The 25,564-nt window shown below is 72.1% G+C and carries 22 protein-coding genes, 2 tRNA genes and 1 other RNA gene; 11 read left to right on the top strand and 14 right to left on the bottom strand.

Annotated features, from left to right (window positions below):
- Entirely contained in the window at nucleotides 1-1,086 is a 1,086-nt protein-coding gene (locus QQX09_RS05250) for an arabinan endo-1,5-alpha-L-arabinosidase (protein ID WP_301131710.1), read from the top strand.
- Nucleotides 1,087-1,138: 52 nt separating this feature from the next.
- Nucleotides 1,139-2,641, top strand: a complete 1,503-nt coding sequence (arfA, locus tag QQX09_RS05245; protein ID WP_301131709.1) for an arabinosylfuranosidase ArfA — start codon at nucleotides 1,139-1,141, stop codon at nucleotides 2,639-2,641.
- A gap of 195 nt (nucleotides 2,642-2,836) precedes the next feature.
- Here the strand turns inward: arfA and QQX09_RS05240 are convergent, their stop codons facing one another.
- On the bottom strand, nucleotides 2,837-3,520 hold the full coding sequence (locus QQX09_RS05240) for a LytR C-terminal domain-containing protein (RefSeq protein ID WP_301131708.1): 684 nt from the start codon (nucleotides 3,518-3,520) through the stop codon (nucleotides 2,837-2,839).
- A 30-nt stretch (nucleotides 3,521-3,550) separates the two neighbouring features.
- Nucleotides 3,551-3,638, bottom strand: a tRNA-Ser gene (locus tag QQX09_RS05235).
- Nucleotides 3,639-3,784: 146 nt separating this feature from the next.
- Between QQX09_RS05235 and ffs the strand changes: the two genes are divergently transcribed.
- The 3 genes from ffs to recR all read left to right on the top strand — a co-directional run bounded on the left by ffs (nucleotide 3,785) and on the right by recR (nucleotide 6,682).
- Nucleotides 3,785-3,881: signal recognition particle sRNA small type (gene ffs, locus QQX09_RS05230), an RNA gene on the top strand.
- 64 nt (nucleotides 3,882-3,945) lie between these two features.
- A complete protein-coding gene (locus QQX09_RS05225; RefSeq protein WP_301131707.1) occupies nucleotides 3,946-5,907 on the top strand; it encodes a DNA polymerase III subunit gamma and tau in 1,962 nt (653 codons plus the stop codon).
- A gap of 178 nt (nucleotides 5,908-6,085) precedes the next feature.
- Nucleotides 6,086-6,682 carry a recombination mediator RecR gene (recR, locus tag QQX09_RS05220; protein ID WP_301131706.1) on the top strand — a complete coding sequence of 199 codons (597 nt, stop codon included), beginning with the start codon at nucleotides 6,086-6,088 and terminating at the stop codon, nucleotides 6,680-6,682.
- Between the two features lie 155 nt (nucleotides 6,683-6,837).
- Here recR and QQX09_RS05215 read toward each other — a convergent pair whose 3' ends face one another.
- Both QQX09_RS05215 and QQX09_RS05210 read right to left on the bottom strand, forming a co-directional pair.
- Nucleotides 6,838-8,106, bottom strand: coding sequence for an ABC transporter permease (locus tag QQX09_RS05215; protein ID WP_301131705.1), 1,269 nt, complete (start codon nucleotides 8,104-8,106; stop codon nucleotides 6,838-6,840).
- Nucleotides 8,103-9,038 (bottom strand): ABC transporter ATP-binding protein, encoded by a 936-nt coding sequence (locus tag QQX09_RS05210; protein WP_301131704.1) that lies wholly within the window; start codon nucleotides 9,036-9,038, stop codon nucleotides 8,103-8,105. The genes QQX09_RS05215 and QQX09_RS05210 overlap by 4 nt, the downstream gene beginning before the upstream one ends.
- Nucleotides 9,039-9,298: 260 nt before the next feature.
- On the opposite strand from QQX09_RS05210, the gene QQX09_RS05205 reads away from it, so the two are divergent.
- Complete coding sequence (locus QQX09_RS05205; protein ID WP_301131703.1) at nucleotides 9,299-9,874, top strand: TetR/AcrR family transcriptional regulator; 576 nt, start codon at nucleotides 9,299-9,301, stop codon at nucleotides 9,872-9,874.
- Between the two features lie 6 nt (nucleotides 9,875-9,880).
- Here QQX09_RS05205 and QQX09_RS05200 read toward each other — a convergent pair whose 3' ends face one another.
- Nucleotides 9,881-11,461 (bottom strand): carboxylesterase/lipase family protein, encoded by a 1,581-nt coding sequence (locus QQX09_RS05200; RefSeq protein ID WP_301131702.1) that lies wholly within the window; start codon nucleotides 11,459-11,461, stop codon nucleotides 9,881-9,883.
- Between the two features lie 151 nt (nucleotides 11,462-11,612).
- Here QQX09_RS05200 and QQX09_RS05195 point away from each other — a divergent pair, with 151 nt between their 5' ends.
- Nucleotides 11,613-12,884 carry an aspartate kinase gene (locus tag QQX09_RS05195; RefSeq protein WP_301131701.1) on the top strand — a complete coding sequence of 424 codons (1,272 nt, stop codon included), beginning with the start codon at nucleotides 11,613-11,615 and terminating at the stop codon, nucleotides 12,882-12,884.
- Nucleotides 12,881-13,924 (top strand): aspartate-semialdehyde dehydrogenase, encoded by a 1,044-nt coding sequence (locus tag QQX09_RS05190; RefSeq protein WP_301131700.1) that lies wholly within the window; start codon nucleotides 12,881-12,883, stop codon nucleotides 13,922-13,924. The genes QQX09_RS05195 and QQX09_RS05190 overlap by 4 nt, the downstream gene beginning before the upstream one ends.
- Before the next feature lie 171 nt (nucleotides 13,925-14,095).
- On the opposite strand, the gene QQX09_RS05185 is transcribed toward QQX09_RS05190, so the two are convergent.
- The 7 genes from QQX09_RS05185 to QQX09_RS05155 form a co-directional block, all read right to left on the bottom strand.
- Nucleotides 14,096-15,664 carry an L-lactate permease gene (locus tag QQX09_RS05185; RefSeq protein WP_301131699.1) on the bottom strand — a complete coding sequence of 523 codons (1,569 nt, stop codon included), beginning with the start codon at nucleotides 15,662-15,664 and terminating at the stop codon, nucleotides 14,096-14,098.
- A 130-nt stretch (nucleotides 15,665-15,794) separates the two neighbouring features.
- Nucleotides 15,795-17,072: a sugar ABC transporter permease gene (locus QQX09_RS05180; protein ID WP_301131698.1), complete on the bottom strand. Its 1,278-nt coding sequence runs from the start codon at nucleotides 17,070-17,072 to the stop codon at nucleotides 15,795-15,797.
- Entirely contained in the window at nucleotides 17,069-17,821 is a 753-nt protein-coding gene (locus tag QQX09_RS05175) for an ATP-binding cassette domain-containing protein (RefSeq protein ID WP_301131697.1), read from the bottom strand. Before QQX09_RS05175 ends, QQX09_RS05180 begins: the two co-directional genes overlap by 4 nt.
- Nucleotides 17,822-17,911: 90 nt before the next feature.
- The gene (locus QQX09_RS05170) at nucleotides 17,912-19,006 is read right to left on the bottom strand and encodes a sugar ABC transporter substrate-binding protein (protein WP_301131696.1); all 1,095 of its coding nucleotides are present in this window, start codon (nucleotides 19,004-19,006) and stop codon (nucleotides 17,912-17,914) included.
- A 303-nt stretch (nucleotides 19,007-19,309) separates the two neighbouring features.
- Nucleotides 19,310-19,383 (bottom strand) — tRNA-Pro (locus tag QQX09_RS05165).
- Nucleotides 19,384-19,462: 79 nt separating this feature from the next.
- On the bottom strand, nucleotides 19,463-20,371 hold the full coding sequence (locus tag QQX09_RS05160; protein ID WP_301131833.1) for a metallophosphoesterase: 909 nt from the start codon (nucleotides 20,369-20,371) through the stop codon (nucleotides 19,463-19,465).
- Nucleotides 20,368-22,836: a penicillin-binding protein gene (locus QQX09_RS05155; protein ID WP_301131695.1), complete on the bottom strand. Its 2,469-nt coding sequence runs from the start codon at nucleotides 22,834-22,836 to the stop codon at nucleotides 20,368-20,370. The genes QQX09_RS05160 and QQX09_RS05155 overlap by 4 nt, the downstream gene beginning before the upstream one ends.
- A gap of 78 nt (nucleotides 22,837-22,914) precedes the next feature.
- On the opposite strand from QQX09_RS05155, the gene sp36 reads away from it, so the two are divergent.
- Together sp36 and QQX09_RS05145 are read left to right on the top strand one after the other, a co-directional pair.
- On the top strand, nucleotides 22,915-23,073 hold the full coding sequence (sp36, locus tag QQX09_RS05150) for a Sp36 family protein (RefSeq protein ID WP_074789164.1): 159 nt from the start codon (nucleotides 22,915-22,917) through the stop codon (nucleotides 23,071-23,073).
- Between the two features lie 2 nt (nucleotides 23,074-23,075).
- On the top strand, nucleotides 23,076-23,549 hold the full coding sequence (locus QQX09_RS05145) for a RidA family protein (RefSeq protein WP_301131694.1): 474 nt from the start codon (nucleotides 23,076-23,078) through the stop codon (nucleotides 23,547-23,549).
- 105 nt (nucleotides 23,550-23,654) lie between these two features.
- Here QQX09_RS05145 and QQX09_RS05140 read toward each other — a convergent pair whose 3' ends face one another.
- Nucleotides 23,655-24,347 (bottom strand): Crp/Fnr family transcriptional regulator, encoded by a 693-nt coding sequence (locus tag QQX09_RS05140; RefSeq protein WP_301131693.1) that lies wholly within the window; start codon nucleotides 24,345-24,347, stop codon nucleotides 23,655-23,657.
- 1 nt (nucleotide 24,348) lies between these two features.
- Complete coding sequence (locus QQX09_RS05135; RefSeq protein WP_301131692.1) at nucleotides 24,349-24,753, bottom strand: hypothetical protein; 405 nt, start codon at nucleotides 24,751-24,753, stop codon at nucleotides 24,349-24,351.
- Between the two features lie 96 nt (nucleotides 24,754-24,849).
- Between QQX09_RS05135 and nth the strand changes: the two genes are divergently transcribed.
- A complete protein-coding gene (gene nth / locus QQX09_RS05130; protein ID WP_301131691.1) occupies nucleotides 24,850-25,551 on the top strand; it encodes an endonuclease III in 702 nt (233 codons plus the stop codon).
- Nucleotides 25,552-25,564: the final 13 nt, after the last annotated feature.

Here is a 25,564-nt window from a genome sequence, read left to right as displayed (position 1 = left end):
GTGACCGACACCACCGTCGACGCGCCCCCCGCCCGCCGCTCGCGACGCCCGCTCCTCATCGGCGGCGTCGCCGCCGTCGCCGCGCTCGGCCTCGCCGCCGGCCTGGTCGCCTGGAGCCCGTGGAGCGAGGACGTGGTCGCCGCGACCGCGCTCGAGCTCTCCGGCGACATCCGCACCCACGACCCCGCGCTGGTCGCGGGCGAGGACGGCGAGGACTGGTACGTCTACTCGACCGGCGACGTCCAGAAGGGCTTCGGCTCCCCGCAGATCCGCCGCTCGACCGACGGCGGCGAGACCTGGGAGTACGTCGGCACCGCCTGGGACAAGCCCGACGACGTCGCATGGGTCTACGACGAGGTCTCGGGGGTGCAGAACTTCTGGGCGCCCGAGCTCGTCGAGCACGACGGCACCTGGTACCTCTACTACGCGGCGTCGACCTTCGGCACCAACGGCTCGGTCATCGGGCTGATGACCTCGCCCACGCTCGACGTCGACAGCCCGGACTACGGCTGGACCGACCAGGGCATGGTGTGGCGCTCGGCCCCGGGCGAGACCAACTACAACGCCATCGACGCGGGTGTCATCACGGCCGAGGACGGCACCGCCTGGATGACGTTCGGGTCGTTCTGGGGCGGCATCCAGCTGGTCGAGCTCGAGTGGCCGAGCGGCATGCCGGTCGACGGCGCGGAGCCGGTCACCATCGCGACCCGCAACAACGCGACGAACGCGATCGAGGCGCCGTACCTCATGTACCGGGACGGCTACTACTACCTGTTCGTCTCGCGCGACAAGTGCTGCCAGGGCACCGACTCGACCTACTCGATCGCGGTGGGCCGCTCGACCGAGGTCACCGGCCCGTACGTCGACAGCTGGGGCAACTCGATGATGTTCGACGGCGGCGACGAGCTGCTGTCGACCCGCGGCACCATGATCGGGCCCGGCGGCCAGTCCTACTCGAACGGCTACCTGGCCTTCCACTACTACGACGAGGACCTGGGCGGCGACTTCCAGCTCGCGATCCGGGAGCTCGGCTGGACCGAGGACGGCTGGCCCGTCGCCTGGACCGCCGACGAGCTCGCCGGCTGAGCCCCCGCGGCCCGCGCATCGTCCACCTGAACTCAACGGAGAGAGAGCACCCATGACCACCATCACCCTGCACCCCGACTTCCGGGTGGGCGCCGTCGACCGCCGCGTCTTCGGCTCGTTCGTCGAGCACCTGGGCCGCTGCGTCTACACCGGCGTCTACGAGCCCGGCCACGAGACGGCCGACGAGCACGGCTTCCGCCGCGACGTCGCCGACCTCACCAAGGAGCTGGGCGTGACGATGCTCCGGTACCCCGGCGGCAACTTCGTCTCCAACTACACGTGGGAGGACGCGGTCGGGCCCGTGGAGCAGCGCAAGCCGTTCCTCGACCTCGCGTGGCGCACCGTCGAGCCCAACCTTGTGGGCACCGACGAGTTCCTGCAGTACTGCGAGCGCGAGGGCATCGAGCCGATGATGGCCGTCAACCTCGGCACCCGCGGCATCGACGCGGCGATCGGCCTGCTCGAGTACTGCAACGGCGAGGCCGGCACCAAGTGGGCGGACATGCGCATCGCGAACGGGCGGGTCGAGCCGTACGGGGTGAAGCTGTGGTGCCTGGGCAACGAGATGGACGGCCCGTGGCAGATCGGCCACAAGGACGCCCACGAGTACGGCAAGCTCGCCGCCGCCACCGGTCGCGCGATGCGTCAGGTCGACCCGTCCATCGAGCTGGTCGCGTGCGGCTCGAGCTCGATGATGATGGACACGTTCGGCGAGTGGGAGCGCACCGTGCTCTCGTACTGCTACGACGTGGTCGACCACATCTCGATGCACGCCTACTACGAGGAGATGGACGGCGACCGCGACTCGTTCCTCGCGTCCGGCACGGCGATGTCGACGTTCATCGAGCGCGTCGCGGCATCGGCGGACGCGATCGGCGCGCAGAAGCGCTCCGACAAGCGGATCTCCATCAGCTTCGACGAGTGGAACGTCTGGTACCTCTTCTCGCGCTTCGTCGGCGAGACCAACCTGCCCGTCCAGAAGGACGCGCCGCGCATCATCGAGGACGTCTACTCGGCGCTCGACGCCGTGGTCGTGGGCGACATGATCATCAGCCTGCTGTCGCACGCGGACCGCGTCGCGGTCGGCTGCCTCGCGCAGCTGGTCAACGTCATCGCGCCGATCATGACCGAGCCCGACGGCCCCGCGTGGAGGCAGACCACGTTCCACCCGTTCGCGACGGCCGCCCGTCTCGCCCAGGGCGACGCGCTGCAGGTCAAGGTCGACTCCGCGACCATGCCCACCAAGAAGCATGGCGACGTGCCGACCGTCACCGCGGCCGCGACCGTCGACCCTGAGACGGGTGCGCTGGCGCTGTTCGTCACCAACCGCACGGCGGAGGAGCAGGTGGTCACGCTGCGCACGCCGGGCGCCGAGGCCCGGATCGACGGCGGCAGCGCCGTGCTCGCCGACCACGTCGGCCCGCGCGAGGGCCAGGAGGCGGCCGAGTCCTACGGCATGGTCGACGCGCTGCCGGTCGCGCACGAGGACGGCGCGATCACGCTGCGCCTCGCACCCGAGTCGTGGACCGCGTTCCACGGCACGATGCGCGGGTAGCGCACAGACGTCGCGGCGCCTCCGGGGGGAGGGCGCCGCGCGACGGCGGACGCGCCGCGGGGCCTCGGTCCTGCGGCGCGTTCGTGCTTCCGGGCCGCGTGGCGCGTCGAGGCGCCGCCTTCCGGCGGGACGGCGGCTGCCGCATCGTCCCCGCCCGGGGACCGACGCATCGTCCCCACCCGGCGAGCCGTGCCGCTAGCTGTTGTTGTTCTTCTTCTTCTTCTTGTCGACCGGGTTCTCCGGCAGGATGCGCGGCGCGGGCTCGGGCGTGACGAGCGAGGCGGGCAGGCACTGCGCGTTGGCCGACAGGACGGCGTCGGGGTCGAGCTCGGGGGCGAGGGTCGAGCGCAGGTCGCCGGTCTCGGCGAAGCCCTCGCCGAGCACGATGTCGACGAGCGTGCCCTCGCGGTTGTCGAGGACCATGTCGACCTCGCCGTCGAAGTTCAGCGCGACGGTGTACGCCTGGCGCACGCCGTCGGCGCCGAAGTAGAGACGCACGTAGTCGGTGTAGGTGCGGCCCCAGTTCTCGGTGCTCACCACGACGTAGTTGCGACCGTCGAGGTCGTCGGCGACGCTGCCCGCGAGGCCGTTGGTGTCCGTGCCGTTGAGGATGCGGACGCCCACGTTGCTGTGACGCATCGGGGTGGAGTTCGACGGGGGGCACACCAGCGTGATGTCGCTGTCGAACGCGCCCTGCGGCGTGACGAACGCCTGCGAGAACGGGCCCTCGACGTCGCCCTTGTACACGCCCGCGGCGAAGACGCCCGCGAAGGTGATGGCGATGAGGAGCACGCCGAAGACGATGATCTGGCGCTCCCGGCGGTGACGGCGCACCTGAGCGCGGCGGGCGTCGGGACGTCCGTTCGCTCGGTCGGCCACAGGCACCATCCCGTCACTGAGTACTGCTACTGGCGGAGGATAGGGGATTCGAACCCCTGAGGGCTTGCACCCAACACGCTTTCCAAGCGTGCGCCATAGGCCACTAGGCGAATCCTCCAGGCCCGGCAATGGTACACGTGTCGAGACGATGCGTCGAAACGCCTCCCCGGGGCACCGTCGGGACCTCGTGGTGACCTCGCCGGGACCTCGTCCGGGCGGCGTCGGGGGCGGACGGCAGGCCCCGCGAGTCCGGCTAGACTGGTGCGCGACCCCTCACGTGGCGATACCTCGCCCAACTCCCCCAGGTCAGGAATGAAGCAAGGGTAAGCGGGCTCTGTCGGGTGCGTGGGGGGTCCTTTCATGCCCGCACGCGCCTGTGGACGACGCCGTCCCCGCTGTCCGAGGGCCCCACTAGAGTCGTACCCGTGACCACCGCCCTGTACCGCCGCTACCGTCCCGACACCTTCGCGGACGTCGTCGGGCAGGAGCACGTCACCACGCCCCTCATGCAGGCGCTGCGCGCCGACCGCGTCAACCACGCGTACCTCTTCTCCGGCCCGCGCGGCTGCGGCAAGACCACCTCGGCGCGCATCCTCGCGCGCTGCCTCAACTGCGAGCAGGGCCCCACGGACACGCCGTGCGGCTCGTGCCCCTCGTGCGTCGAGCTCGCGCGGGGCGGCGCCGGGTCGGTCGACGTCGTCGAGATCGACGCGGCCTCGCACAACGGTGTGGACGATGCGCGGGAGCTGCGCGAGCGCGCCGCCTTCGCCCCGGCTCGCGACCGCTACAAGATCTTCATCCTGGACGAGGCCCACATGGTCACGCCTCAGGGCTTCAACGCGCTGCTCAAGCTGGTCGAGGAGCCGCCGCCGCACGTGCGGTTCATCTTCGCCACCACGGAGCCGGAGAAGGTCATCGGCACCATCCGCTCCCGCACGCACCACTACCCGTTCCGTCTCGTGCCGCCCCCGGTGCTCCAGGGCTACCTGGAGACGCTGTGCGAGGCGGAGGACGTGACCGTCGCCGGCGGCGTCCTCCCGCTCGTGATCCGCGCGGGCGGCGGATCGGTCCGCGACACGCTGTCCGTGCTCGACCAGCTCATGGCCGGCTCCGACGACACCGGCGTGAGCTACGACCGCGCCATCGCGCTGCTCGGCTTCACCGACGCGACGCTGCTCGACGACGCGGTCGACGCCGTCGCCGCCGCCGACGGCGGCTCGCTGTTCGACGTGGTCCAGCGGGTGATGTCGACCGGCCACGAGCCGCGCCGCTTCGTCGAGGACCTGCTCGAGCGCCTCCGCGACCTGCTGGTGCTGTGCGCCGCGGGCGATGCGGGGGTGCGCGCGCTCGGCGCGATGCCCGAGGACCAGCTCGAGCGGATGACCGGCCAGGCCCGGCGCCTCGGCCTCGCGCGCGCGTCCGCCGCGGCGGACCTCGTGAACGACGCGCTCACGCACATGGTCGGCGCCACCTCGCCGCGCCTGCACCTCGAGCTGCTGTGCGCGCGGCTCCTCGCCTCGGACCCGGGTGCTGCCGCGCCGGTCGCCGCTGCTGCCCCGGCTGCCGTGGCCGCGGCCCCCGCCGCCGCGCCCGTCGCGACCCCGGCGCCGGCTCCTGCTCCTGCTCCTGCGCCAGCGCCTGCGCCTAGGCCTGAACCCGCACCGTCCGCTCCCGTTCCCGCTGCCGCGTCGACGGCGCCCGCCACACCGGCGCGGCCCGCCGCGACCGCAGCGGCGGAGCCTGCCGCCGCCGCGCCCTCTCGCACGCCTGCTCCAGCTCCCGCATCAACGCCCGCGCCCGCCGCAGCTCCCACCGCCGATGCCGACGCGCCGGCGGGCGGCACCGCGGACACCGAGCTGGTGCGCCGCCGTTGGCCCGAGGTGCTCGGCACCCTTGAGCGCTGGCGCGTCACGTGGACGCTCGTCAGCCAGAACGCACAGGTCTCCGCCGTGACGGACGGCGTCCTCAACCTCGCGGTGTCCAACCCGAACCTCGTGTCGATGCTCGACGGCGGCAAGCACGCGGAGAACCTCCAGCTCGCGCTCCGCGAGACGCTCGGCATGCAGCTGCGCATCACGGCCACCGCTGGGCCGGTGGCCCCTGCCGCGAGCGCCCCTCGTGCGCCGGCGCCCGCGGCACGCCCCGCATCGGCCCCCGCTCCGCAGCGTGCGACGGCCCCGACGGCAACTGCGCCCGTGGCCGCGGCCGCAACCGCGCCTGCGCCTTCGTCGGACGCCCCGCCGCCGTGGGACGTCCCCCCGCCCGAGGACGAGCCGCCGTTCCATGAGGAGGAGATCTCCGACGACGACGCGCGCGCCGCGGACTCCGGCCTCAGCGCCGCCGAGATCCTCGCGAAAGAGCTCGGCGGAACGGTCATCGAGGACTGACCCGCCGCCACGGCGAGGGCCCGACCCCACCGGCTCCGCCGCGACCGGCGTACGAGCGCCGGCTCAGACCGTGTCGCGCCCGGTGCGGCGGATCGACCGCGGATCCGTACGCCGGTTGCGCGCACCCGCGAGCCGCGGCTGACCGTCGACGTCCCCGCCCGGGCCTACGCTTGTCCCCATGTACGACGGCGCGGTTCAGGACCTCATCGACGAGCTCGGGCACCTCCCGGGCATCGGACCCAAGAGCGCCCAGCGCATCGCGTTCCACATCCTCCAGGCGGACCCGTCGGACGTGCGCCGCCTCGCCGAGGCGATCACCACGGTCAAGGAGAAGGTGCGCTTCTGCACCGTCTGCGGCAACGTCGCCGAATCGGAGCAGTGCCGCATCTGCACGGACCCGCGCCGCGCCGAGGACCTCCTGTGCGTCGTCGAGGAGCCCAAGGACGTCGTCGTCATCGAACGCACGCGCGAGTTCCGCGGCCGCTACCACGTGCTCGGCGGCGCGATCGATCCGATGAACGGCGTCGGCCCCGACGACCTCCGCATCCGCGAGCTCCTCACCCGACTCGGCGACGGCAAGGTCGAGGAGGTCATCATCGCGACCGACCCCAACATCGAGGGCGAGGCCACCGCGACCTACCTCACCCGCATGCTCGTTCCGATGGGCGTGACGGTCTCGCGGCTGGCCTCGGGGCTGCCCGTCGGCGGCGACCTCGAGTACGCCGACGAGGTCACGCTCGGCCGCGCCTTCGAGGGCCGCCGCAAGGTCAGCTGACCCTGCCGCCCGGGCACCTCTCCACACCAACCGGGGCCGATTCGACCCGCATCGAACCCGGCCTCCGCATCGTCCCTGGTCAAGGAGGATGGCCTGGTTCCGTGGTGTGGAGGGGCGCCCCACGCGCGTGGATAGGCACCCGCGAGGGCTGAGGGTCAGGCCACCCGGGAGCCCGCGCGCAGCTTCTTGTACGGCACGCGCAGGCGGGCCACCACGATCCACACCGAGCCGAGCAGCAGCGCGGCCTCGACGCCGAGGCCGATCCAGGGCGCCCGGTCGTAGGTCGCGCTCCGCTCCTGCTCGGCCTCCCACTGCGCCTGCCACTCCTCGTCGGAGTACTGCTCGTCGGCGTACGGGTCCTGGCCCGCCGCGAGCGCCTCGAGGTTCGCGCACTCGTCGTAGGAGTCGCCCGTGAGCTGCTCCTCGTCGGGGCCGATGCGCCATCCGCTCACGCTGCTGTGCATCGCCGCGAACATGCCGGGCGCTGCGCGGCCGTCCTCCTCGTACGTGAGGGGGCTCACGATGGGCGACACCTCGCCGATCATCACCACCGGGTTGGCGAGCACGATCCACGCGATGCGCTCGGTATGCGGGACCCCGTAGGTGCTGGTCTCCTCGATGCAGGCGAGCGACGCGACGTCGAGCTCCGAGAAGTCGCCCGTCTCGTACGCGTGGTCGAGCGCCTGCTGCTGCTCGGGCGTCATCTGCTCGTAGTCCGGATACGCATAGGTGTTCGCCACGTCCTCGGAAACGAGCGGCTGCACGAAGACGAAGGTCAGCAGGGTCCCCAGGAGCAGGAAGCCCGTGGTGAGGTGGGCGAGCGACACGGACGCCACCGCGCGGGCCGCGATGGCCGACCACGCGAGCCCGATGGCCGTCGACGTGAGGACCACGAGGAGGATCGCGCCGAGCACGGTGAGCAGCTCGTCCCAGTGCCAGCCCGAGCGGGAGAACGCGTACACGAGCAGCGGCGTCGTCGTGAGCAGGACCGCGAACGCGATGAACCACGAGGACAGCAGCTTGCCGAGCGCCAGGTCGCCGGCGGTGAGGCGGGTCATCTGGAGCGGCGCGAGGACACCCTCGGACGAGTCGCCGTTGATCGAGGTCGCCGCGAGGGACGGTGCGATGAGCATGCCCGCCCCGAGGACGAGGACCAGGACCATCTCCAGCGGCGTCGAGGTCTTCTCCTCGGGCGAGACCGCGGCGACGAGGATCCCGAGTCCGAGGATCGCCGCGACCAGCAGGCCGTAGAAGACCCACCCCTTGACGGTGGGCCGTCGACGGCGGAGCTCGATGCCGGTCACGAGCCACACGCCTCGCGGCGTGGGCAGCCACGGGTTGCCCTTGATGGACGGGCGGGCGGACGATGCGCCCGCGGGCTCCGGCGCCTCGGCGGGCGCCGGCTTGTCGTCGATCAGCGTCATCGCCGCTCCTCCTCCATCGCCATGTAGGTCTGCTCGAGGGCGCTGCCCGCGGGACCGAAGCGGTGCACCCGCACCCCGCGGGACATCAGCCACGCGAGGGCCTGGAAGGCCTCCTCCTCGCTGCCGACCCGGACGACCACGCCCGACGGCTCGTCGTCGAACGGCACCCCTCCCTCGACGAGCACCTCCTTGAGCGCCGCATCGTCCAGAGTCGCGACCCGGTAGCGGCGCTTGGCGTCGGCGACCTTCTCGGCGGCCTCGTCGCCCAGGGTGCGTCCCTTCGACATGAAGATCGCGTCGTCGACCATCTCGTCGAGCTCGGCGAGCACGTGGCTGGAGACCAGCACGGCCTTGCCGTCGGCGGCGAGCTCCCTCACGAGCGTGCGCAGCTCGACGCGCGAGCGCGGGTCGAGGCCGTTGGCAGGCTCGTCGAGCAGCAGCACCTGCGGGTCGTTCATCAGCGCCCGCGCCAGCGACAGCCGCTGCTTCTGCCCGCGCGACAGCACGCGCGTGGGCCGGTCCGCGAACTCGGACAGGTGGACCATGTCGAGCAGCCCGGCGCCGCGTTCGCGCGCCTCGTGCTTGTGCAGCCGGTAGCCGCGGCCCATGAGCGTGAGCGTCTGCAGGCAGGTGAGGTTGTCCCAGGACCCCAGCTGGTCGGGCATCCACCCGATCGCGGCGCGCACCGCGGCCGAGTCGTGCCGCGGGTCGGCTCCCGCGACGCGGATCTCGCCGGCGTCGGGCCGCAGCAGGCCCGCGAGCATGAGCATGAGCGTGGTCTTGCCGCAGCCGTTCGGCCCGATGAGCGCGGTCACCGTGCCCGGCCGCACCTCGAGCGTCGCATCGGCCACCGCCTGCACCGATCCGAACGCCCGGGCCACGCCGCGCGCGCTGACCGCGGCGGTGTCCACCGCCGTGTCTGTCGCCGTCATGGGACATCCCCCAGATTCCCTCCGCCACGGGCCCCTCGCCGCGCGCCGTGTGCTCACACTCCCACATGGAAGGTCCGCGGACCCTCAGGGACACCCCTGATATCTCCCCTGGAAGCTCTGCCGTTCGCCAAGCGGCCTCCTTCCCGCCGCGCGAGACGGCGCCGCTCCGCCCGCACCACCCTCGCCGCGCCGTCCGCCTCCGCTCTTGACCCCTGGGCTATTCATAGTTAGGTTGCTGACTATCAACTAGGGGAGCGTCCATGCCGCGTCCACCGAGCGACAAGCGCGAACGGCTCACCGCGGCCGCCGCGACCCTCGCCCACGCCCGGGGCCTCGCGGGCGCCACCATCGGCGCCATCGCGGACGAGGCGGGCGTCGCGCCGGGCAGCGTCTACTACTACTTCCGGACCAGGGACGACATCGCCCGCGCGGTGGTCGACGCCCAGCACGCGCGGTACCGCGACCTGCTCGACCGCTGGGACGAGGACCCTGACCCGCGCGCGCGCCTCGTCTCCTACGTCGACCACCACCTCGGCGACGTCGCGATGTACCGGGCGCACGGATGCCCCGTCGCCACGCTGAGCCTCGACCTGCGACGCGAGGACGCCGCCATGGAGGCCGCGGCGGCGTCCGTGCCGACGATGCTGATCGGCTGGGTGACCGCGCAGTTCGAGGCGCTGGGCTTCGCCCCCGCCGCCGCACGGGCACGCGCCACCCACCTCTTCACCGGGATCCAGGGAGCGGCCGCGCTCACCCATGCGCTCGACGACCCCGCGCCGCTCGAGCGCGAAGGCGCGCACCTCAAGCGCTGGATCGCGCAGACGCGCTCCGCCTGACGGCGCTCAGGCGGACGTCGCCGGGGCGTCCTCGGCCGCCCCGCCGCCCTCGCCTTCCACCACGGGGTCCTCCGCCGCATCGTCCACCCCCGCGGCGGAGGTCGCGACCGCGAGCCGCTCCTCGAACGCGTACCCCGGCCGCACGTCCCGCACCGGCTCGCCGTAGACGATGGTCGCGCGTCCCTCCGCGTGCACCGTCGCGTCCACGCGTCCGTCGCGGATGAGGGCGAGCCAGTCGCCGTGCACCGCGTCCGCAATCTCCTGGGGCGCGTCGGTACCCGCACGACGCACGGCGGTCGGGTCGCGGAGGATGTCGAAGCCGAAGGGGAGGTCGAGGCAGTGGCCCGCGATCCCGTCGACGGGGCTCGCCCATCGGAAGTCGTACGCCCAGGTGCGCGGGGACGCGCCGCCGCGGGCCCGCAGGCCCGCCCACCGGCCCACGTGGCGGCGGAAGACCGCCTGGGTGACCGCCTGCCCCGCGGCCCTGCGGCCGTCGGCTCCGGGCACTCGGGCGAGCAGCTCGTCGTGCAGGCCCGCGGGCACCCCCTGCCGCGCGAGGATCTCGTGCGGGTCGCCGGCGACGAGCGCGGCCGGCGCATCGGCGAGCGCGAGGTCGAACTCGTGCGCCGTCGCCCCCACCAGGAGCGCGACGCCTGCGCCCACGCCCGCGGCGATCGCCTCGTCGATGCGGGCCGGGACGAGGTCCCCGTCGATCACCGGCGACAGCACCAGGTCGTCGCCGAAGGTCCCCGCGAGCGGGTCCTGCCCCTCGGGCGTCGGCTCTTCGAACGACTGCGCGTCGAGCACCTGCGCCTCCGTGAGGGAGCGCAGGCCGTCGAGGTCGGGAGCGATCCCCAACCTCGCGGCGCCGGCGACCGTGACCGCGCGGGCACGCTCCGCGCGGACCGGCGTGTCCGCGGGCGACAGCGCCAGCACGGCACGGAACAGGCCCTGCGCGGCGGGCATGGTGAGCAGCCGCATGACCGCCGCGCCGCCCGCGGACTGGCCCGCGATGGTGACCTTGGCCGGGTCGCCGCCGAACGCGCGGATGTTCTCGTGGACCCACGCGAGCGCGAGGAGCCAGTCGAGGACGCCCCGGTTGAGGGGCGCGCCGTCGATCCATCCGAAGCCGTCGAAGCCGAGACGGTAGGACGGCGTCACGGTGACGACGCCGTCACGGTGGAAGGCCTGCCCGCCGTACCAGGGGCTCGCATGCGAGCCCGCGACGAAGCCGCCGCCGTGGAGGTACACGAGGACCGGCATCCCGGCGTCCGGCGACGGGTCGGGCGTGCCGACATCCAGGGTGAGCAGGTCGTCGCCGGGGATGGACGGCTCGGGGACGAAGGCGTCGGGCCACGGCGACCGCCGTTGCGGGGTGGCCCCGTGCAGCGTCGCGGGCCTCACCCCTTCCCACGGCCCGCGGGGCACCGGGGCGAGGAAGCGCCGCTCGCCGACCGGCGGCTCGGCGTACGGGATGCCCAGGAAGATCGCGGCACGGCTCGTGGAGCCGTCGGCGGAACGATGCGCGCGCCACGCGCCGCTTACGGCGCCGGCGGAGGTCCAGACCACGGGGGCGACGGTGCTCACACGACCACAGTAGGTCCGCACGATGCGACGCCGCGGCAGCGCGCGCATCGTGCCCCGGACCGGTGGCCCGCGCGGGACGCGCGCGTGCCCCTAGAATGAGACACCGTGTCCGCCCTGCGGTCACGGACCCCCCTTCCTCCTGGAGTCTTGCATGTCCCTTGTGGTGCAGAAGTACGGCGGATCGTCGGTCTCCGACGCCGCGGCGCTCAAGCGCGTCGCGCGTCGCGTGGCGGACACGGTGCGGGAGGGCAACGACGTCGTCGTCACGGTGTCCGCGATGGGTGACACGACGGACGAGCTCATCGACCTCGCCAACGAGGTCACCGGCTCCCCCGACCCTCGCGAGATGGACATCCTGCTCACCGCGGGCGAGCGCATCTCGATGGCGCTGCTCGCGATGGCGATCGACTCCGAGGGCGTGCCCGCGCAGGCCTTCACCGGCCCGCAGGCGGGCGTCATCACCACCGAGCACCACGGCCGCGCGCGCATCATCGACGTCGCGCCCGGCCGCCTCCAGCGCGCCCTCCAGCAGGGCAAGGTCGCGATCGTCGCCGGCTTCCAGGGCCTCAACCAGGAGACGCAGGACGTCACCACGCTCGGCCGCGGCGGCTCGGACACCACCGCGGTCGCCCTCGCGGCGGCGCTCGGCGCGGACGTGTGCGAGATCTACACGGACGTCGACGGCGTGTTCTCCGCCGACCCGCGCATCGTCCCCGCCGCCCGCAAGCTCGCGCGCATCACCTACGAGGAGATGCTCGACATGGCCGCCTCCGGCGCGAAGGTGCTCATGCCCCGCTGCGTCGAGTACGCGCGCCGGTTCAACGTGCCCATCCACGTGCGCTCGTCCTTCTCCGGCCTGGAGGGGACGTGGGTCGTGGGGGAGACTGAAGAAGGAGACGAGATGGAAGACCCGATCATCGCGGGAGTCGCGCACGACCGGTCCGAGGCGAAGATCACCGTCACGGGCGTCCCGGACGTGCCCGGATCCGCCGCGCGCCTCTTCGAGGCCGTCGCGCGCGCCGACGTCAACATCGACATGATCGTCCAGAACGTGTCGGCGACGAACACGGGCGTCACGGACATCTCCTTCACGCTCCCCGGCGCCTCGGTGCCCTCGGCCCTCGCGGCGATCGAGGCGGACCACGAGGCCATCGGCTACGCCGAGCTCACCACCGACGAGTCGATCGGCAAGGTCTCGCTCATCGGTGCCGGCATGCGCTCCAGCTCGGGCGTGTCCGCGAAGTTCTTCGCGGCGCTGCGCGACGCGGGCGTCAACATCGAGATGATCACCACCTCGGACATCCGCATCTCCGTGGTCACGCGCGACGTGGACCTCGAGAAGGCGGTCAAGGCGGTTCACACGGCGTTCGACCTCGACTCCACCGAGGGCGAGGCCGTGGTGTACGGAGGGACGGGACGATGAGCCTGCAGATTGCTGTCGTGGGCGCCACCGGTCAGGTGGGCGCCGTCATGCGCGAGCTGGTCGCGGAGCGCTTCCCCGAGGCGACGGTGCGCTTCTTCGCGTCCGCGCGCTCGGCGGGCAAGGTGCTCGGCCACCTCGGCCAGGAGATCGTGGTCGAGGACGTCGCGTCCGGCGACTACGCGGGCATCGACATCGCGCTGTTCTCGGCCGGCGGCGGCGCGTCGAAGGAGTACGCGCCCAGGTTCGCCGCGGCGGGCGCGATCGTCATCGACAACTCGTCGGCCTGGCGCAAGGACCCCGAGGTGCCGCTGGTCGTCTCCGAGGTCAACCCCGAGGCGCTGGACGACATCCCCAAGGGCATCGTCGCGAACCCCAACTGCACCACGATGGCCGCGATGCCGGTGCTCAAGCCGCTGCACGAGGCCGCGGGCCTCGAGCGCATGGTCGTGTGCTCGTACCAGGCGGTGTCGGGCTCGGGCCTCGCAGGCGTCGAGGAGCTGCACTCGCAGGCGCGCGCGGTGGTCGACGAGGCCGACCTGCTCGCCCACGACGGCTCCGCGGTCGAGTTCCCCGCGCCGGTCAAGTACGTCGCGCCGATCGCGTTCAACGTGGTGCCCATGGCGGGCTCCGTGGTCGACGACGGCTCGAACGAGACCGACGAGGAGCAGAAGCTCCGCAACGAGTCCCGCAAGATCCTGGGCCTGCCTGAGCTGATGGTGTCCGGCACGTGCGTGCGCGTGCCCGTGTTCACTGGCCACTCGCTGTCGATCAACGCGGAGTTCGAGCGGGGCATCACGCCCGAGGACGCGTACGAGATCCTCGGCTCCGCGCCGGGCGTCCAGGTGGCCGAGGTGCCGACCCCGCTCGCGGCCGCCGGCGGCGACGTGTCGCTCGTGGGCCGCATCCGCCAGGACCGGTCGCTCGAGGGCACGCGCGGGCTCGTGCTGTTCGTGTCGGGCGACAACCTGCGCAAGGGCGCGGCGCTCAACGCCGTGCAGATCGCGGAGCTGGTCGCCGCGAAGCTCAAGGCCGCCGCATAGGCGACCGCCGCATCGTCCGTCCCGAGGGCCGGTCTCCCGCGTGGAGGCCGGCCCTCGCGCCTTCCCCGCGGCGCCCTGCCACACGTGCCTGGTGGTACCAATCGCTACGACTTCGGCCCTGGTCGTCCCGTTTGGTACCACCGGGACGGCCGGGGACGATGCGTCGGGCGCCTACGCGAGCAGCAGCGCCATCCCGCCGGTCATCACGAGCGTGATCATCGCGACGGGCAGCGTGCCCTTGAGCAGCTCGCCCTCGCGACCGGCGAGTCCCACCGTCGCGGCGGCCGCGATGATGTTGTGGGGGCAGATCATGTTGCCGATCGCGGCGCCCGCGTTCTGGGCGCCGATGAGCGGCAGCGGCGACAGCGACGCCTCGGTCGCGGTGAGGTCCTGGAAGTCCGTGAAGAGGATGTTCGAGGACGTCGCGGAGCCGGTCATGAACGTGCCCAGCGCCCCCACGAAGGGCGACAGCACCGGCCACACCGCGCCCGTGCCCGCGGCCGCGACGGCGAGCTGGGTCGTCATGCCCGAGTCGGACATCGTGTACGCCACCGTGACCATCGCCACCAGCGCGAAGAACACCGGGACCACCTGCCTGGTCGCCACGGTGAACGCCCCGCCCACCTCGGCCCGCGAGGCGCGCTGCCACAGCGCGCCGCCCAGGAACGCCACGAGCAGCAGCGGCCCCGGATGGTAGAGCGGCTGGATGCCGTCGCCGAAGCTGCCGTCGAACAGGCTCCACGTGACGTTCCACGACTGGGACGCCTCCTTGACGGGCGGCACCAGGCGGGTGAGGAGCACCAGCACCACGAGGATGGCGTAGGGCGCCGTCGCCGCCGCCATGCCCATGTGGTGGGCCTCGCTGGCCTCGGCCTCGTCGGCGGCGTGCTCGACCTCCCGCTCCGCCTCCTCCTCGGCCGGTGACAGCAGGGCGTGGGCGCGCGCCCGGCGCATCACCACGGCTCGCACGAGCACGATGAACAGGCCCGCGCCCACGATCGATCCGACCAGGGACGGCAGCTCGGGCCCGACGAACCGCGCGATGAGCAGGTACGGCGCGAAGAACGCGACGTACGCCACCGCCATCCACTTCCACGGCGGCCCGGCCGTGGGGATGAGCGTCCCGACCAGCCGCGCGACCGTGAAGGCCAGCACGACGCCCGTCACCACCATGTACGGCGACACCGCCCAGGACAGGTCCACCGCCGCGTAGTCGACGATCGCGTCCTGCGCCAGCGTGGGCGTGCCGACCGCGCCGAAGGGCACCGCGGCGACGTTGCCCGCCATGGCCGCGACGACCGCGGTCACCGGCTTGAAGCCCGCGGCGACGAGGAAGGGTGCCGACAGCGCGACGGGCGTGCCGAAGCCGGCCGCGCCCTCGATGAGCAGCGTGAAGAACCACGCGATGAGCAGGGCCGCCACGCGCGGATCCGGCGTGATGCGCGCCAGCCCGGCCTCGATGGCGGACGTCGCCCCGGTGCGCTGTTGAAGATGGTGGATGCCGAGCGCGGGGCCGATGATGAGCATCACCGTCATCGCGGTCCAGGCGGCGCTGACCACCACGCCGCTGACGCCCTCGAAGCGCCCGAAGGCGTCGCCGGTGCCGAACGAGAACGTGGTGAGCGCGATGACGATCGCGACGATCGCCGCGGACACGCCCGCCCACACCGCCGACCACTTGAGGCCGATCATGAGCACGAGCACCACCACGATCGGCAGCGCGGCCAGCAAGGTGTCCATCAGCGACCCTCCCGCATCGGCAACATCCCTGGTTCACGCTAGCGCGCGAAGCCCGCCCGGGCACGGGGACGATGCGCCGGGACCGGGCGCGACGAGCCTCCGGAGACCCGCACGCCGGGCGGCCGCCCGGCTAGACCCCGATGGCCCCGGACCTCTTCCTGGCGAGGGCGTCCACCGTGGCCGCCAGCACGAGCACGCCGCCCGACACCGCGAGGTTGGCCCCCGCGGAGAAGCCGAGCAGGCCCAGCCCGTTGGTGATGACCGCGATCACCGTCGCGCCGATCACCGCGTGCACCAGCCGGCCTCGGCCGCCGAAGAGGCTGACGCCGCCGACCACCGCCGCCGCGACGCCGGACAGCACGATCTCCCGCCCGGTCGACGCGTCGGCCGAGCCCACGCGGGAGATGAAGAAGAAGCCGGCCACGACGGCGAGCATCGAGCACACCACGAACGCGGACCACTTGATGAGGGGAACGTTGACGCCCGCGCGGCGCGCGGCCTCCGCGTTGCCGCCGATCGCGTAGATGTAGCGCCCGAAGCGCGTGCGGTCGAGGACGTACGTGCCGATCATGAGGATGACGAGCACGACCGGCACGACGATGGGGATGCCCTCGAGCGTGCGGGCGGCGGTGCCGCGGTTCTGGTTGAGGTAGAAGACGAGGCCGGCGCCGAGCACCGCGATGACGCCGAGCTTGGCCGCCATGATGCTCACCGGCGGGTTGGGCGCGCCCGACGCCGCGCGGCGCTGCCGGTCCACCAGCGCGACGCCGAGCAGGACGGCGAGGATCAGGCCGAGCATGAGCCAGCCCGCCCACGGCGGCAGGTTGCGGTTCTGGATCGCCTTGATGGGCGCCGGGATGAGCCGGTACGTGCCGCCCGCGCCGATGATGACGAGCATGACGCCCTGGAGGCCCAGGAACAGGCCCAGGGACACCACGAACGACGGGACGCCGATGCGCGCCACGAAGAAGCCGATCGAGGCGCCCACGACGAAGCCGATGCCGAGCGCGACGAGCACCGCGAGCGGCCATGGCATGCCCCCCGGCTGCGTGAGCTTGACGAACACGCCCATCGCGACGCCGAACGTCACTCCGGCGGACAGGTCGATCTCCCCGAGAAGCAGCACGAACACGAGCGCCATGCCGAGCGTCACGAGCGGCGCGGCCTGCGTGAAGAGGTTGGCGATGTTGCGCTCGGTGAGGAACAGCGGGTTGGCGGAGGCGAAGATGACGACGAGCACGACGAGGCCGCCGACCGCGGGCAGCGGGCCCATGTCGCCGCCGCGCACGCGGCGCAGGTAGGCCGCCATCGCGTCGCGCACGCCGCCGTGCGCGCCCTTGCCCAGGAGGCTCGGCGCCTCCTTGTCGACCTCGATCGCCGGCCCCTCGCTCTCGATCTCGGTGCTCACGCCTGGACCTCCGTCATGGTCTTGGTGCCGGTGATGTAGCCGACGACGTCGTCGGGGCTCGTGTCCTTCGCCTGGATCCGGGCGGTCATGGTGCCGAGGTAGAGGACGTTGATGTCGTCCGCGACCGCGAACACGTCCTGGAGGTTGTGGGAGATGATGATGACTGCGACGCCGCTGTCCGCGAGCCGCCGCACCAGGTCGAGCACCTGGGCGGTCTGAGCGACGCCGAGCGCGGCCGTCGGCTCGTCGAGGATCACCACCTTGGCCTGCTTGACCACGGAGCGCGCGATCGCCACCGTCTGGCGCTGTCCGCCCGACAGCGACGCGACCTTCTGACGGAGCGACTTCACGGTCTTCACCGACAGCGTCTGCAGGGCGCGCGCGGCCTCGGCCTCCATGCGACCCTCGTCGAACGTGCCGGTCGCCATCTCCTCGCGGCCGAGGAACATGTTCTGGACGATGTCGAGGTTGTCGCACAGCGCGAGGTCCTGGTACACGACCTCGATGCCCAGCCGCGCGGCCTCGCGAGGGTGGTGCAGCGACACGGCCTCGCCCGCGAAGAGGACCTCCCCGCCGTCGTACGGCTGCACGCCGGCGAGGCCCTTGATGAGGGTCGACTTGCCGGCGCCGTTGTCCCCCACCAGGGCGGTCACGCGACCCGCCTCCGCGGTGAGGTCGACGCCCTTGAGGACCTCGACGGGGCCGAAGCTCTTGGTGACGCCGCGCAGCTCGACGATGGGCTGGCTCATCTGGACCTCCCGGATCCACGTGTCGCGATAGGTGGGTGGGGGGAGGGTCCCGCATCGGGACGATGCGGGACCCTCCCGTCCGTCGGGTGGCTAGGCGGCAGCCTCGATCCCGTACTCCTCGCACTTCGCAGCGACCTCGCCCGTGCAGATCTCGTCGTACGACGCGTTGCCGTCGTCGATGACCTGCTGGACCTCCTCCGGCCCCACGAGGATCGGAGTCTCGGCGAAGAACGGCGTGCCGTCGTCGAGCGCCGACGGCGCCTCCGGCGACTCGCCGTTGAGCAGCGACACCGCCAGGTCCGCGGCCGTCGCGGCCTCGAGCTGGTACGGCTTGTAGACGGTGGCCGCCTGCTTGCCGAGCAGCACGTTCTGCAGGCCCGCCACGGAGGCGTCCTGACCGGACACCGGCACCGTCAGACCGTTCTTGTCGAGGACGGTGATGACGCCGGCGGCGTTCGTGTCGTTGGCCGCCCACACGGCGTCGACCTCGCCGCCGAGGTCGGTGAGCGCCTGCTCGAACTGGGTCGCCGAGTACTCGCCGTCCCACTTGCCCGGCGGCTCCGCCGCGGGCTCGATACCGGCGGCCTCCATCACGGACACCGCGCCGTCGTGGAACATCGCCGCGTTGCCGTCGGCCGGGTCGCCGCCGATGTAGACCACGACCGCCTCGGCCGGGTCCACCCCGCTGGCCTCGAGCCCGTCGACCACGGACTGGCCCTCGAGCTCGCCGACCTGGAAGTTGTCGAACGACACGTAGTAGTCGGCGCCCGCGATCGGCCGGTCGTAGGCGATCACGGGGATCCCCTGCGCCTGGGCGTTCTCGGTGATCGTGACGGCCGCGCCGTTGTAGTCGACGAGGATCATGACGCCGCACCCCTGGGTGAGCATCTGGTCCGCGATGGTCGAGTACTTGGCGGTGTCGCCCTGGGCGTTCTGGATGTCCGCCTCGAACCCGGCCGCCGTGATGGCCTCGTCGAGCGCGGGACGGTCGCCGTTCTCCCAGCGGGGGGACGATGCGGCGTCCGGCAGGATGACGCAGGCGCGGCCGCCCTCGGCCATCGCACCGTCGTCGGAGGGCTCCATGCTGGAGCCGTCGCCCGAGTCGTCGCCGCTCGAGCAGCCGGCGAGCACGAGGGCGGAGGCCGCGAAGAGCGCCCCCGCCGAGATGAGTGTGGATCGCTTCACGTCGATACCCCTTCCCCAGGTGGGGCGTCGTTGCCCCCGGATGCCTACCACGACGTGCAGGTGGCATCACGCTCACCGTACGCCGATTCAGCGAACGCACAACGAAGCGGAGGTCACACTTCTGTAAAGGCGTTATTCCTGGTCAAGTGGCAAATAGCCCGACGCGGGCAGCCGACGCGAGAGCGCTCTCGTCGGGAGCGCGCCCGGCCGCCGACGACTCCGCCGGGGCGAGCCTGCCGCCGCATCGTCCCCGCGGACGCAAGAAGGGCCGGATCCATGCGGATCCGGCCCTTCTCTCAACCGTCGGGGTGACAGGATTTGAACCTGCGGCCTCCTCGTCCCGAACGAGGCGCGCTACCAAGCTGCGCCACACCCCGGTTTTTGAGCCCGCTAAGAATATCGGACTCGGGGCCGAAACACGAAATCGGCCCCCTCCCGCTCCCGCGAGGTCGCGCGTCAGCCCCGCGGCACGAGCGTGAGGATCGTCGCCTCGGGCCGGCACGCGAAGCGGATCGGCGTGTACGGCGACGTGCCCAGGCCCGCGGAGACGTGCACGTAGGCGCCCGCGCCCCCGGAGTCCGGGCGGACGCCCGGCCAGCCGTGGAGCCCGCTCGCGCGGCTCGTGTCGAGGTCGCAGTTGGTGACGAGCGCGCCGTAGAACGGCACGCAGACCTGGCCTCCGTGCGTGTGCCCCGCGAGGATGAGCTCCGCGCCGTCCGCCGCCATCCCGTCCAGCACGCGCGTGTAGGGCGCGTGCGCGACGCCGATGCGGGCCGCGGCGCCCTCGACACGCTCGGCAGGCGAGGGCATGACGTCGAGCCCGATGTGCGGGTCGTCGACGCCCACGAGGTCGAGCACCGAGCCCGCCGCCGCGAGCGACCCGCGCGCGTTGTTGAGGTCCACCCAGCCGCCCGCGGCGAGTCCTGCGCGCAGCTCCTCCGTGGGGAGCTGCGCCTGGCGCTCCTGGAGCCGTGACGGACCCGCGAAGTACGCGAGCGGGTTCTTGGGCAGGGGGCCGTGGTAGTCGTTCGAGCCGAACACGAACGCCCCGGGCTTGGCCAGCAGCGGCTCGAGGGCTTCGAGGACGGTCGGGACCGCACCGGGGTGCGCGAGGTTGTCCCCGGTGGTGATGACCGCGTCGACGCGCTCCTGCGCCAGGCGGCGCAGCCACGCGACCTTGCCGCGCTGCGCCGGCGTGAGGTGCAGGTCGGACAGGTGCAGGAGCCGCACGGGTCGGCTGCCGGGCGGCAGGATCGGCACCTCGACGCGGCGCAGCGTGTACGCGCGCGCCTCGGCGAGGGACCAGGCCAGGCCGGCGCCCGCCACCGCGGCCAGGGCGACCGCCGCGCGTCGCGCCACGATCAGTTGCCCCGTCCGCGGTTGTTGTTGCTGTCGTTGTTGTTGTTGTCGTTGTTGCGGTTGTTGTTGTCGTCGTCCGATTCCTCGGGCTCGGGCGCCTGATCCGTCGCGACCGAGTAGCTCACCGTGGAGCCGGGGACCTGCTTGTAGTAGGCGCTCGGCGACTGGGACACGATGGTGCCGGGCGCGTACTCGGTCGAGTAGACCTCGTTGCCCGAGTCGGCGAGGCGGAAGCCCGCCGCCGACACCACGCCGCTCGCCTCGTCCGGCGTCATGCCGATGATCGACGGCACGGGGACCGGCTTGCCGTAGAGGACGTCGGTGCCGGCGTCGTCGAAGCCCTCGGCCGGCAGGTCCGCGGTCGCGACGTCCATGTACGCCTTCCACGTGGGCGCCGCCAGCGACGAGCCGTAGAGGTACGAGTAGTACGTGCCGTTGAGCGTGATGCCCTGGCCCGGCTCGTCCTCGTTCGGGTTGCCCAGCCACACCGTCGCCACGAGGTTGGGCGTGTAGCCCATGAACCACGTGTGGGTGTTGTTGTTCGCGGTACCGGTCTTGCCCGCCGCGGCGCGGCCGTCGGCGAGGTTCACGTACTTGCCGGAGCCGCTCTTCATGACCTCCTGCATCGCGTACACGACGCCGTCGGCGATCTCCTTGTCGATCACGCGCTCGCAGTTCTGCGGGGGCACGTCGAGCTCCTTGCCGTTGGCGTCGGTCACCGACAGCAGCGCGATCGGGTCGCAGCGCACGCCCTCGTTCGCGTAGACCTGCGCGACCTGCGCCATGGTCAGCGGCGACGCGTTCTGGGTACCCAGCGCGATCGACGGGACCACCTCGATCTCGTTGCCGTCGGCACGCTGGAAGCCGAGCTTCTCGGCGGTGTCACGGATGTCGCACAGGTCCAGCTGGTTCGCCATGTTGACGTACGCGGTGTTGACCGAGTTGGCCGTCGCCTTGAGCACGGTCTGCGTGTAGGTGAAGGCGTTCTCGACGTTGCCGGGCGACCAGGTGCCGTAGTAGAACATCGGGTTGCCCAGGCACGAGGCGTTCCACGAATCGCCCGTGTAGGCCTTCTGCGCGCCGCTGACGTTCTGCATGAGGGAGTGGCCGCTCTCGAGCCACTCGGTGAGGATGATCGGCTTGAACGTCGAGCCCGGGGAGAAGCCTCGGGAGCCTCCCCACTCGCGGTCGACCGAGTAGTTGATCGCGGTCGACCCCTCCTCCTCGGCCGACGGGTCGAACGTCTTCGACTGCGCCATCGCGACGATCTGGCCCGTGTCCGGGTCGAGCGAGACCAGGGCCATGGCCCAGCCGCTCGGGTCGTCGGCGGGCAGCGCGTCCGCGAGCGCCTGGTTCGCGGCCTTCTGCTTCGTGAGGTCCAGCGTCGTGATGACGTCGAGGCCGCCTCGGCTCAGCAGCTCGGCGCCGGTGAGCTCCGCGCCCTCCTGGTTGAAGACGTCGTCGCGGCGGATGATCTTCGTCACGTAGTCGCAGAAGAACGGCGCATCCTGGGCGGCCACGCACGAGAACTTGGGGTTCGACACCTTGAGGGTGTCCTCGACCGGGGTCGAGCTGTACTCGTCGTACTCCTCCGCGGTGATGAACTCCTGCTGGTACATCTGGAACAGCACGGTGTCGCGGCGGGCCTTGGCGTTCTCCGGGTAGCGGATCGGGTCCCACTTCGAGGGGTTCTGCGTGATGCCGGCGATGGTCGCCGCCTCGATCGCGTTGAGCTTCTTCGCCGACTTCGAGAAGTACAGCTGCGACGCGGCCTCCGCGCCGTACGTGTTCGCGCCGAACTGGGCGATGTTGAGGTACTGCTCGAGCACCTGCTCCTTGCCGCAGTCGACCTTGGGGTTCGTCTCGTCGCACTCGACGCCGTACTCGCGGTCGAGGTTCTCCTCGAGCGCCAGCGCGAGGCGCCACTCGCGGATCTTGCGCGACAGCGACACCTCGGTCGCCGCGTCCATGGCGTCCTCGTCGTCGGACAGGACGGCCTTCTGCAGCAGGGTGTTCTTCACCAGCTGCTGCGTGAGGGTCGAGGCGCCGGGCGAGTCCGGCGACGTGAGGTTGACGTAGGCCGCGCGCAGGAGACCCTCGCCGTCGACGCCGTGGTGGAGCCAGAAGCGCTTGTCCTCGATCGATACCACCGCGTTCTGCAGCCACGGCGAGATGTCCTCGAGCGGCACCACGACGCGGTTCTGCTCGTAGAACGTCGCCAGCAGGTGCTTGCCGGTGCGGTCGTAGATGTTGGACTGCTGCGGCAGCGTGACCGCGGACAGCTCCTCGGGGAGCTCCTCGAACAGCTCGGCGGAGCCGCTGGCGGCCGAGCCCGCGACCGTCACCGCAGGTAGAGCGAGTCCGGCGACCAGGAAGCCGCCCATGATCGACAGGGCGACGAACAGGGACAGCGCGGTGAGCAGCTGGACGAACGTCACCTTCGTGCGGGGGCGCGAGGAGGACCGAGGCATGCAGCAATGGTAAGGGAGCCTCCTGAGAGCCCGGCCCAGGCCCTCCCCCACGGCGCCCCGCGGGCTAGGCTCGGCGTCATGACCACCTGGGAATACGCGACCGTTCCGCTCATCGACCACGTCACCAAGCAGATCCTCGACCAGTGGGGCGAGGACGGCTGGGAGCTCGTCCAGGTCGTGACCGGCCCGACCGGCGGCCTCGTCGCCTACCTCAAGCGCCCCACCGGGGAGAAGTAGAGGTGTCGGCGAGCCAGCGCCTCGCAGCGCTCGGCCTGCAGCTGCCCGAGGTCGCGACGCCCGTCGGCACGTACGTGCCGGCGCGCCGCCACGGCGACCTCGTCCACACCTCGGGCCAGCTCCCCCTCGCGGACGGCGACCTGCTCGCCGTCGGAGTCGTCGGACAGCGGGCCGGCGACGTCACGCCCGAGCGCGCCGTCGAGTGCGCGCGCCAGTGCGCGCTCAACGCGCTCGCCGCGGCCGCGCAGGCCGCGGGCGGCCTCGACAGCATCGAGTCCATCGTCAAGGTCACCGGCTTCGTCGCCTCGGCGCCCGGCTTCACCGCCCAGCCGGCGGTGCTCAACGGCGCCTCGAGCCTCATGGTCGAGGTCTTCGGCGAGGCCGGCCGCCACGCGCGCTCCGCCGTGGGCGTCGCGGCGCTGCCGCTCGGCGCGCCGGTCGAGGTGGAGATCACCGTCGCCCTGCGCTCCCTCTAGCGACCGGACGATGCGCGGCCCGGGCGGGCGCGCATCGTCGCTCCCCCTCCGACAGCGAGCACGGAAGAGGTCCCGGGTCGCCCGCGTGTCGGGGGTGGGGGTGCGTCAGCGGGAGCGGGCGCGCAGGCGCTCGGGCTCGTAGACCTCGACGGCGCCGATGTGGACGTCGATCCAGCCGCGCGACGCGAAGTCCGCGAGCGCCTTGTTGACCGTCTCGCGGGACGCGCCGACGAGCTGAGCGAGCTCCTCCTGCGTGAGGCCGTGGCGCACGGTCACGTGACCGCGCTCCATGCGCCCGAAGCGGTGGCCCAGGTCGAGGATCGCCTTGGCGACGCGGCCGGGCACGTCCGAGAAGACGAGGTCCGCCATCGTGTTGGACTGCCGGCGGATGCGCTGTGCGAGCGCGCGCAGCATGTGGCGGGACATCTCGAGGTGGTCGTCGAGCCACACGTCGAGCACCTGCTTGGGGAGCTCGTAGACGATGGTGTCCTCGACCGTGTGGGCGCGCGACAGGCGTGGGCCCGGGTCGAAGACGGACAGCTCGCCGAGCATGTCCCCCACGCCGACGAGGGCGAGCAGGTTCTCGCGGCCGTCCCGCGCGGTCCGGGCGAGCTTGACCTTGCCCTTGACCACGACGTAGAGCGCGTGACCGTCGTCGCCCTCGACGAAGATGTTCTCGCCCCGCGACAGCTCGCGACGGCGCATCTGCGAGATGAGCGAGCGCGCGGTGACGGCGTCCATGCCGCCGAACAGCGGCGACGACCGGAGCAGCTGCTCCTCGCGGGCCGCCTCGGGCATGTCAACCCTCCTTCGTCGCCGACTCCGCACGGTGCGCCTGCGCAAGCGCACGCACCATCTGGGCCGTCACATTATCAAGGGTGGCGGCCACTCGGGACTCGTACTCACCGAGTCGCGCGTCCAGATTGTCGAGTTCCTCGAGCGTCCCGGCGGAGAAGGCCTCCGCGTTGGGCCACACGGCGGCGGCCAGCTCGGTCGACGTCGGCGCCCCCGCGGCCAGGGCCTCCCACGAGAGGTCGAGCCCGGCGGACGTGTGCTCGTCCGGCTGCGCGAGCAGCGCGACGGCCAGGTCGTGGCGTGCCTGCACCAGGCGGCGCCACCAGCGGACGCGGGCCAGCTCGCGGCGCATGTCCCGGCGACGCTGCCGCAGGTCGGCGATGGCGTCCGCAGCGATCGTTGTCGTCACTCGCACCTCCCTCGCACCGCGCGCACCCCGTGCGCCTGTCCCTCCGTCTATCGGCGGCGGGGGCGGGGCGCTTGAGCCCTCGCTAGGGTGTGGCCCATGGCCGGCCGCACCCCCCTGACCGTCGCATCGTCCACGCAGGAGACACCTCCCGTGGCCCTCGTGCGGCGCGCCCGCGCGGTCAACCGGGCGCTGGCCGAGGTCTACCCCGATGCGCACTGCGAGCTCGACTACCGGAACCCGTTCGAGCTCCTCGTGGCCACCGTGCTGAGCGCCCAGTGCACGGACGTGCGCGTCAACCAGGTCACGCCCGCGCTGTTCGCGCGCTTCCCCGACGCGCAGGCGATGGCGGCGGCGGACCGCGACGAGCTCGAGGCGCTCATCCGTCCCACGGGCTTCTTCCGCGCGAAGGCGGAGTCGCTGCTGGGGCTCAGCCGCGACCTGGTCGAGCGCTACGACGGCGACGTGCCCGGCCGTCAGCGCGACCTCGTCACACTGCGGGGGGTGGGGCGCAAGACCGCGAACGTGGTGCTCGGCAACGCGTTCGACGTCCCCGGCATCACGGTCGACACGCACATGGGCCGCCTCGCGCGCCGCCTGGGCCTCACGGTGAACGAGGATCCCGTGGTGGTCGAGCGCGACCTCATGGCGCTCATCGAGCGGCGCGAGTGGACGCTGTGGTCGCACCGCGTGATCTTCCACGGCCGCCGTCGCTGCATGGCGCGCAAGCCCGACTGCGGCAGCTGCGAGATCGCGGCGCTGTGCCCCAGCGCACCCGGCGCGAGGGTGCGAGCGGAGTAGCCGGGACGATGCG

The sequence above is a fragment of the Demequina litoralis genome, from assembly GCF_030418455.1.
Taxonomy (GTDB): Bacteria; Actinomycetota; Actinomycetes; order Actinomycetales; family Demequinaceae; genus Demequina; species Demequina litoralis.
Note: the sequence above shows the minus strand (reverse complement) of the source record. Positions and strands in the feature narration are given on the sequence as shown.

Excerpts from the sequence above, each read along its gene's own strand:
- arfA (WP_301131709.1), top strand. The coding sequence starts at position 1,139 with ATGACCACCATCACCCTGCACCCCGACTTCCGGGTGGGCGCCGTCGAC.
- recR (WP_301131706.1), top strand. The coding sequence starts at position 6,086 with ATGTACGACGGCGCGGTTCAGGACCTCATCGACGAGCTCGGGCACCTC.
- QQX09_RS05215 (WP_301131705.1), bottom strand. The coding sequence starts at position 8,106 with ATGACGCTGATCGACGACAAGCCGGCGCCCGCCGAGGCGCCGGAGCCC.
- QQX09_RS05210 (WP_301131704.1), bottom strand. The coding sequence starts at position 9,038 with ATGACGGCGACAGACACGGCGGTGGACACCGCCGCGGTCAGCGCGCGC.
- QQX09_RS05205 (WP_301131703.1), top strand. The coding sequence starts at position 9,299 with ATGCCGCGTCCACCGAGCGACAAGCGCGAACGGCTCACCGCGGCCGCC.
- QQX09_RS05195 (WP_301131701.1), top strand. The coding sequence starts at position 11,613 with ATGTCCCTTGTGGTGCAGAAGTACGGCGGATCGTCGGTCTCCGACGCC.
- QQX09_RS05190 (WP_301131700.1), top strand. The coding sequence starts at position 12,881 with ATGAGCCTGCAGATTGCTGTCGTGGGCGCCACCGGTCAGGTGGGCGCC.
- QQX09_RS05185 (WP_301131699.1), bottom strand. The coding sequence starts at position 15,664 with ATGGACACCTTGCTGGCCGCGCTGCCGATCGTGGTGGTGCTCGTGCTC.
- QQX09_RS05175 (WP_301131697.1), bottom strand. The coding sequence starts at position 17,821 with ATGAGCCAGCCCATCGTCGAGCTGCGCGGCGTCACCAAGAGCTTCGGC.
- QQX09_RS05155 (WP_301131695.1), bottom strand. The coding sequence starts at position 22,836 with ATGCCTCGGTCCTCCTCGCGCCCCCGCACGAAGGTGACGTTCGTCCAG.
- sp36 (WP_074789164.1), top strand. The coding sequence starts at position 22,915 with ATGACCACCTGGGAATACGCGACCGTTCCGCTCATCGACCACGTCACC.
- QQX09_RS05140 (WP_301131693.1), bottom strand. The coding sequence starts at position 24,347 with ATGCCCGAGGCGGCCCGCGAGGAGCAGCTGCTCCGGTCGTCGCCGCTG.
- nth (WP_301131691.1), top strand. The coding sequence starts at position 24,850 with ATGGCCGGCCGCACCCCCCTGACCGTCGCATCGTCCACGCAGGAGACA.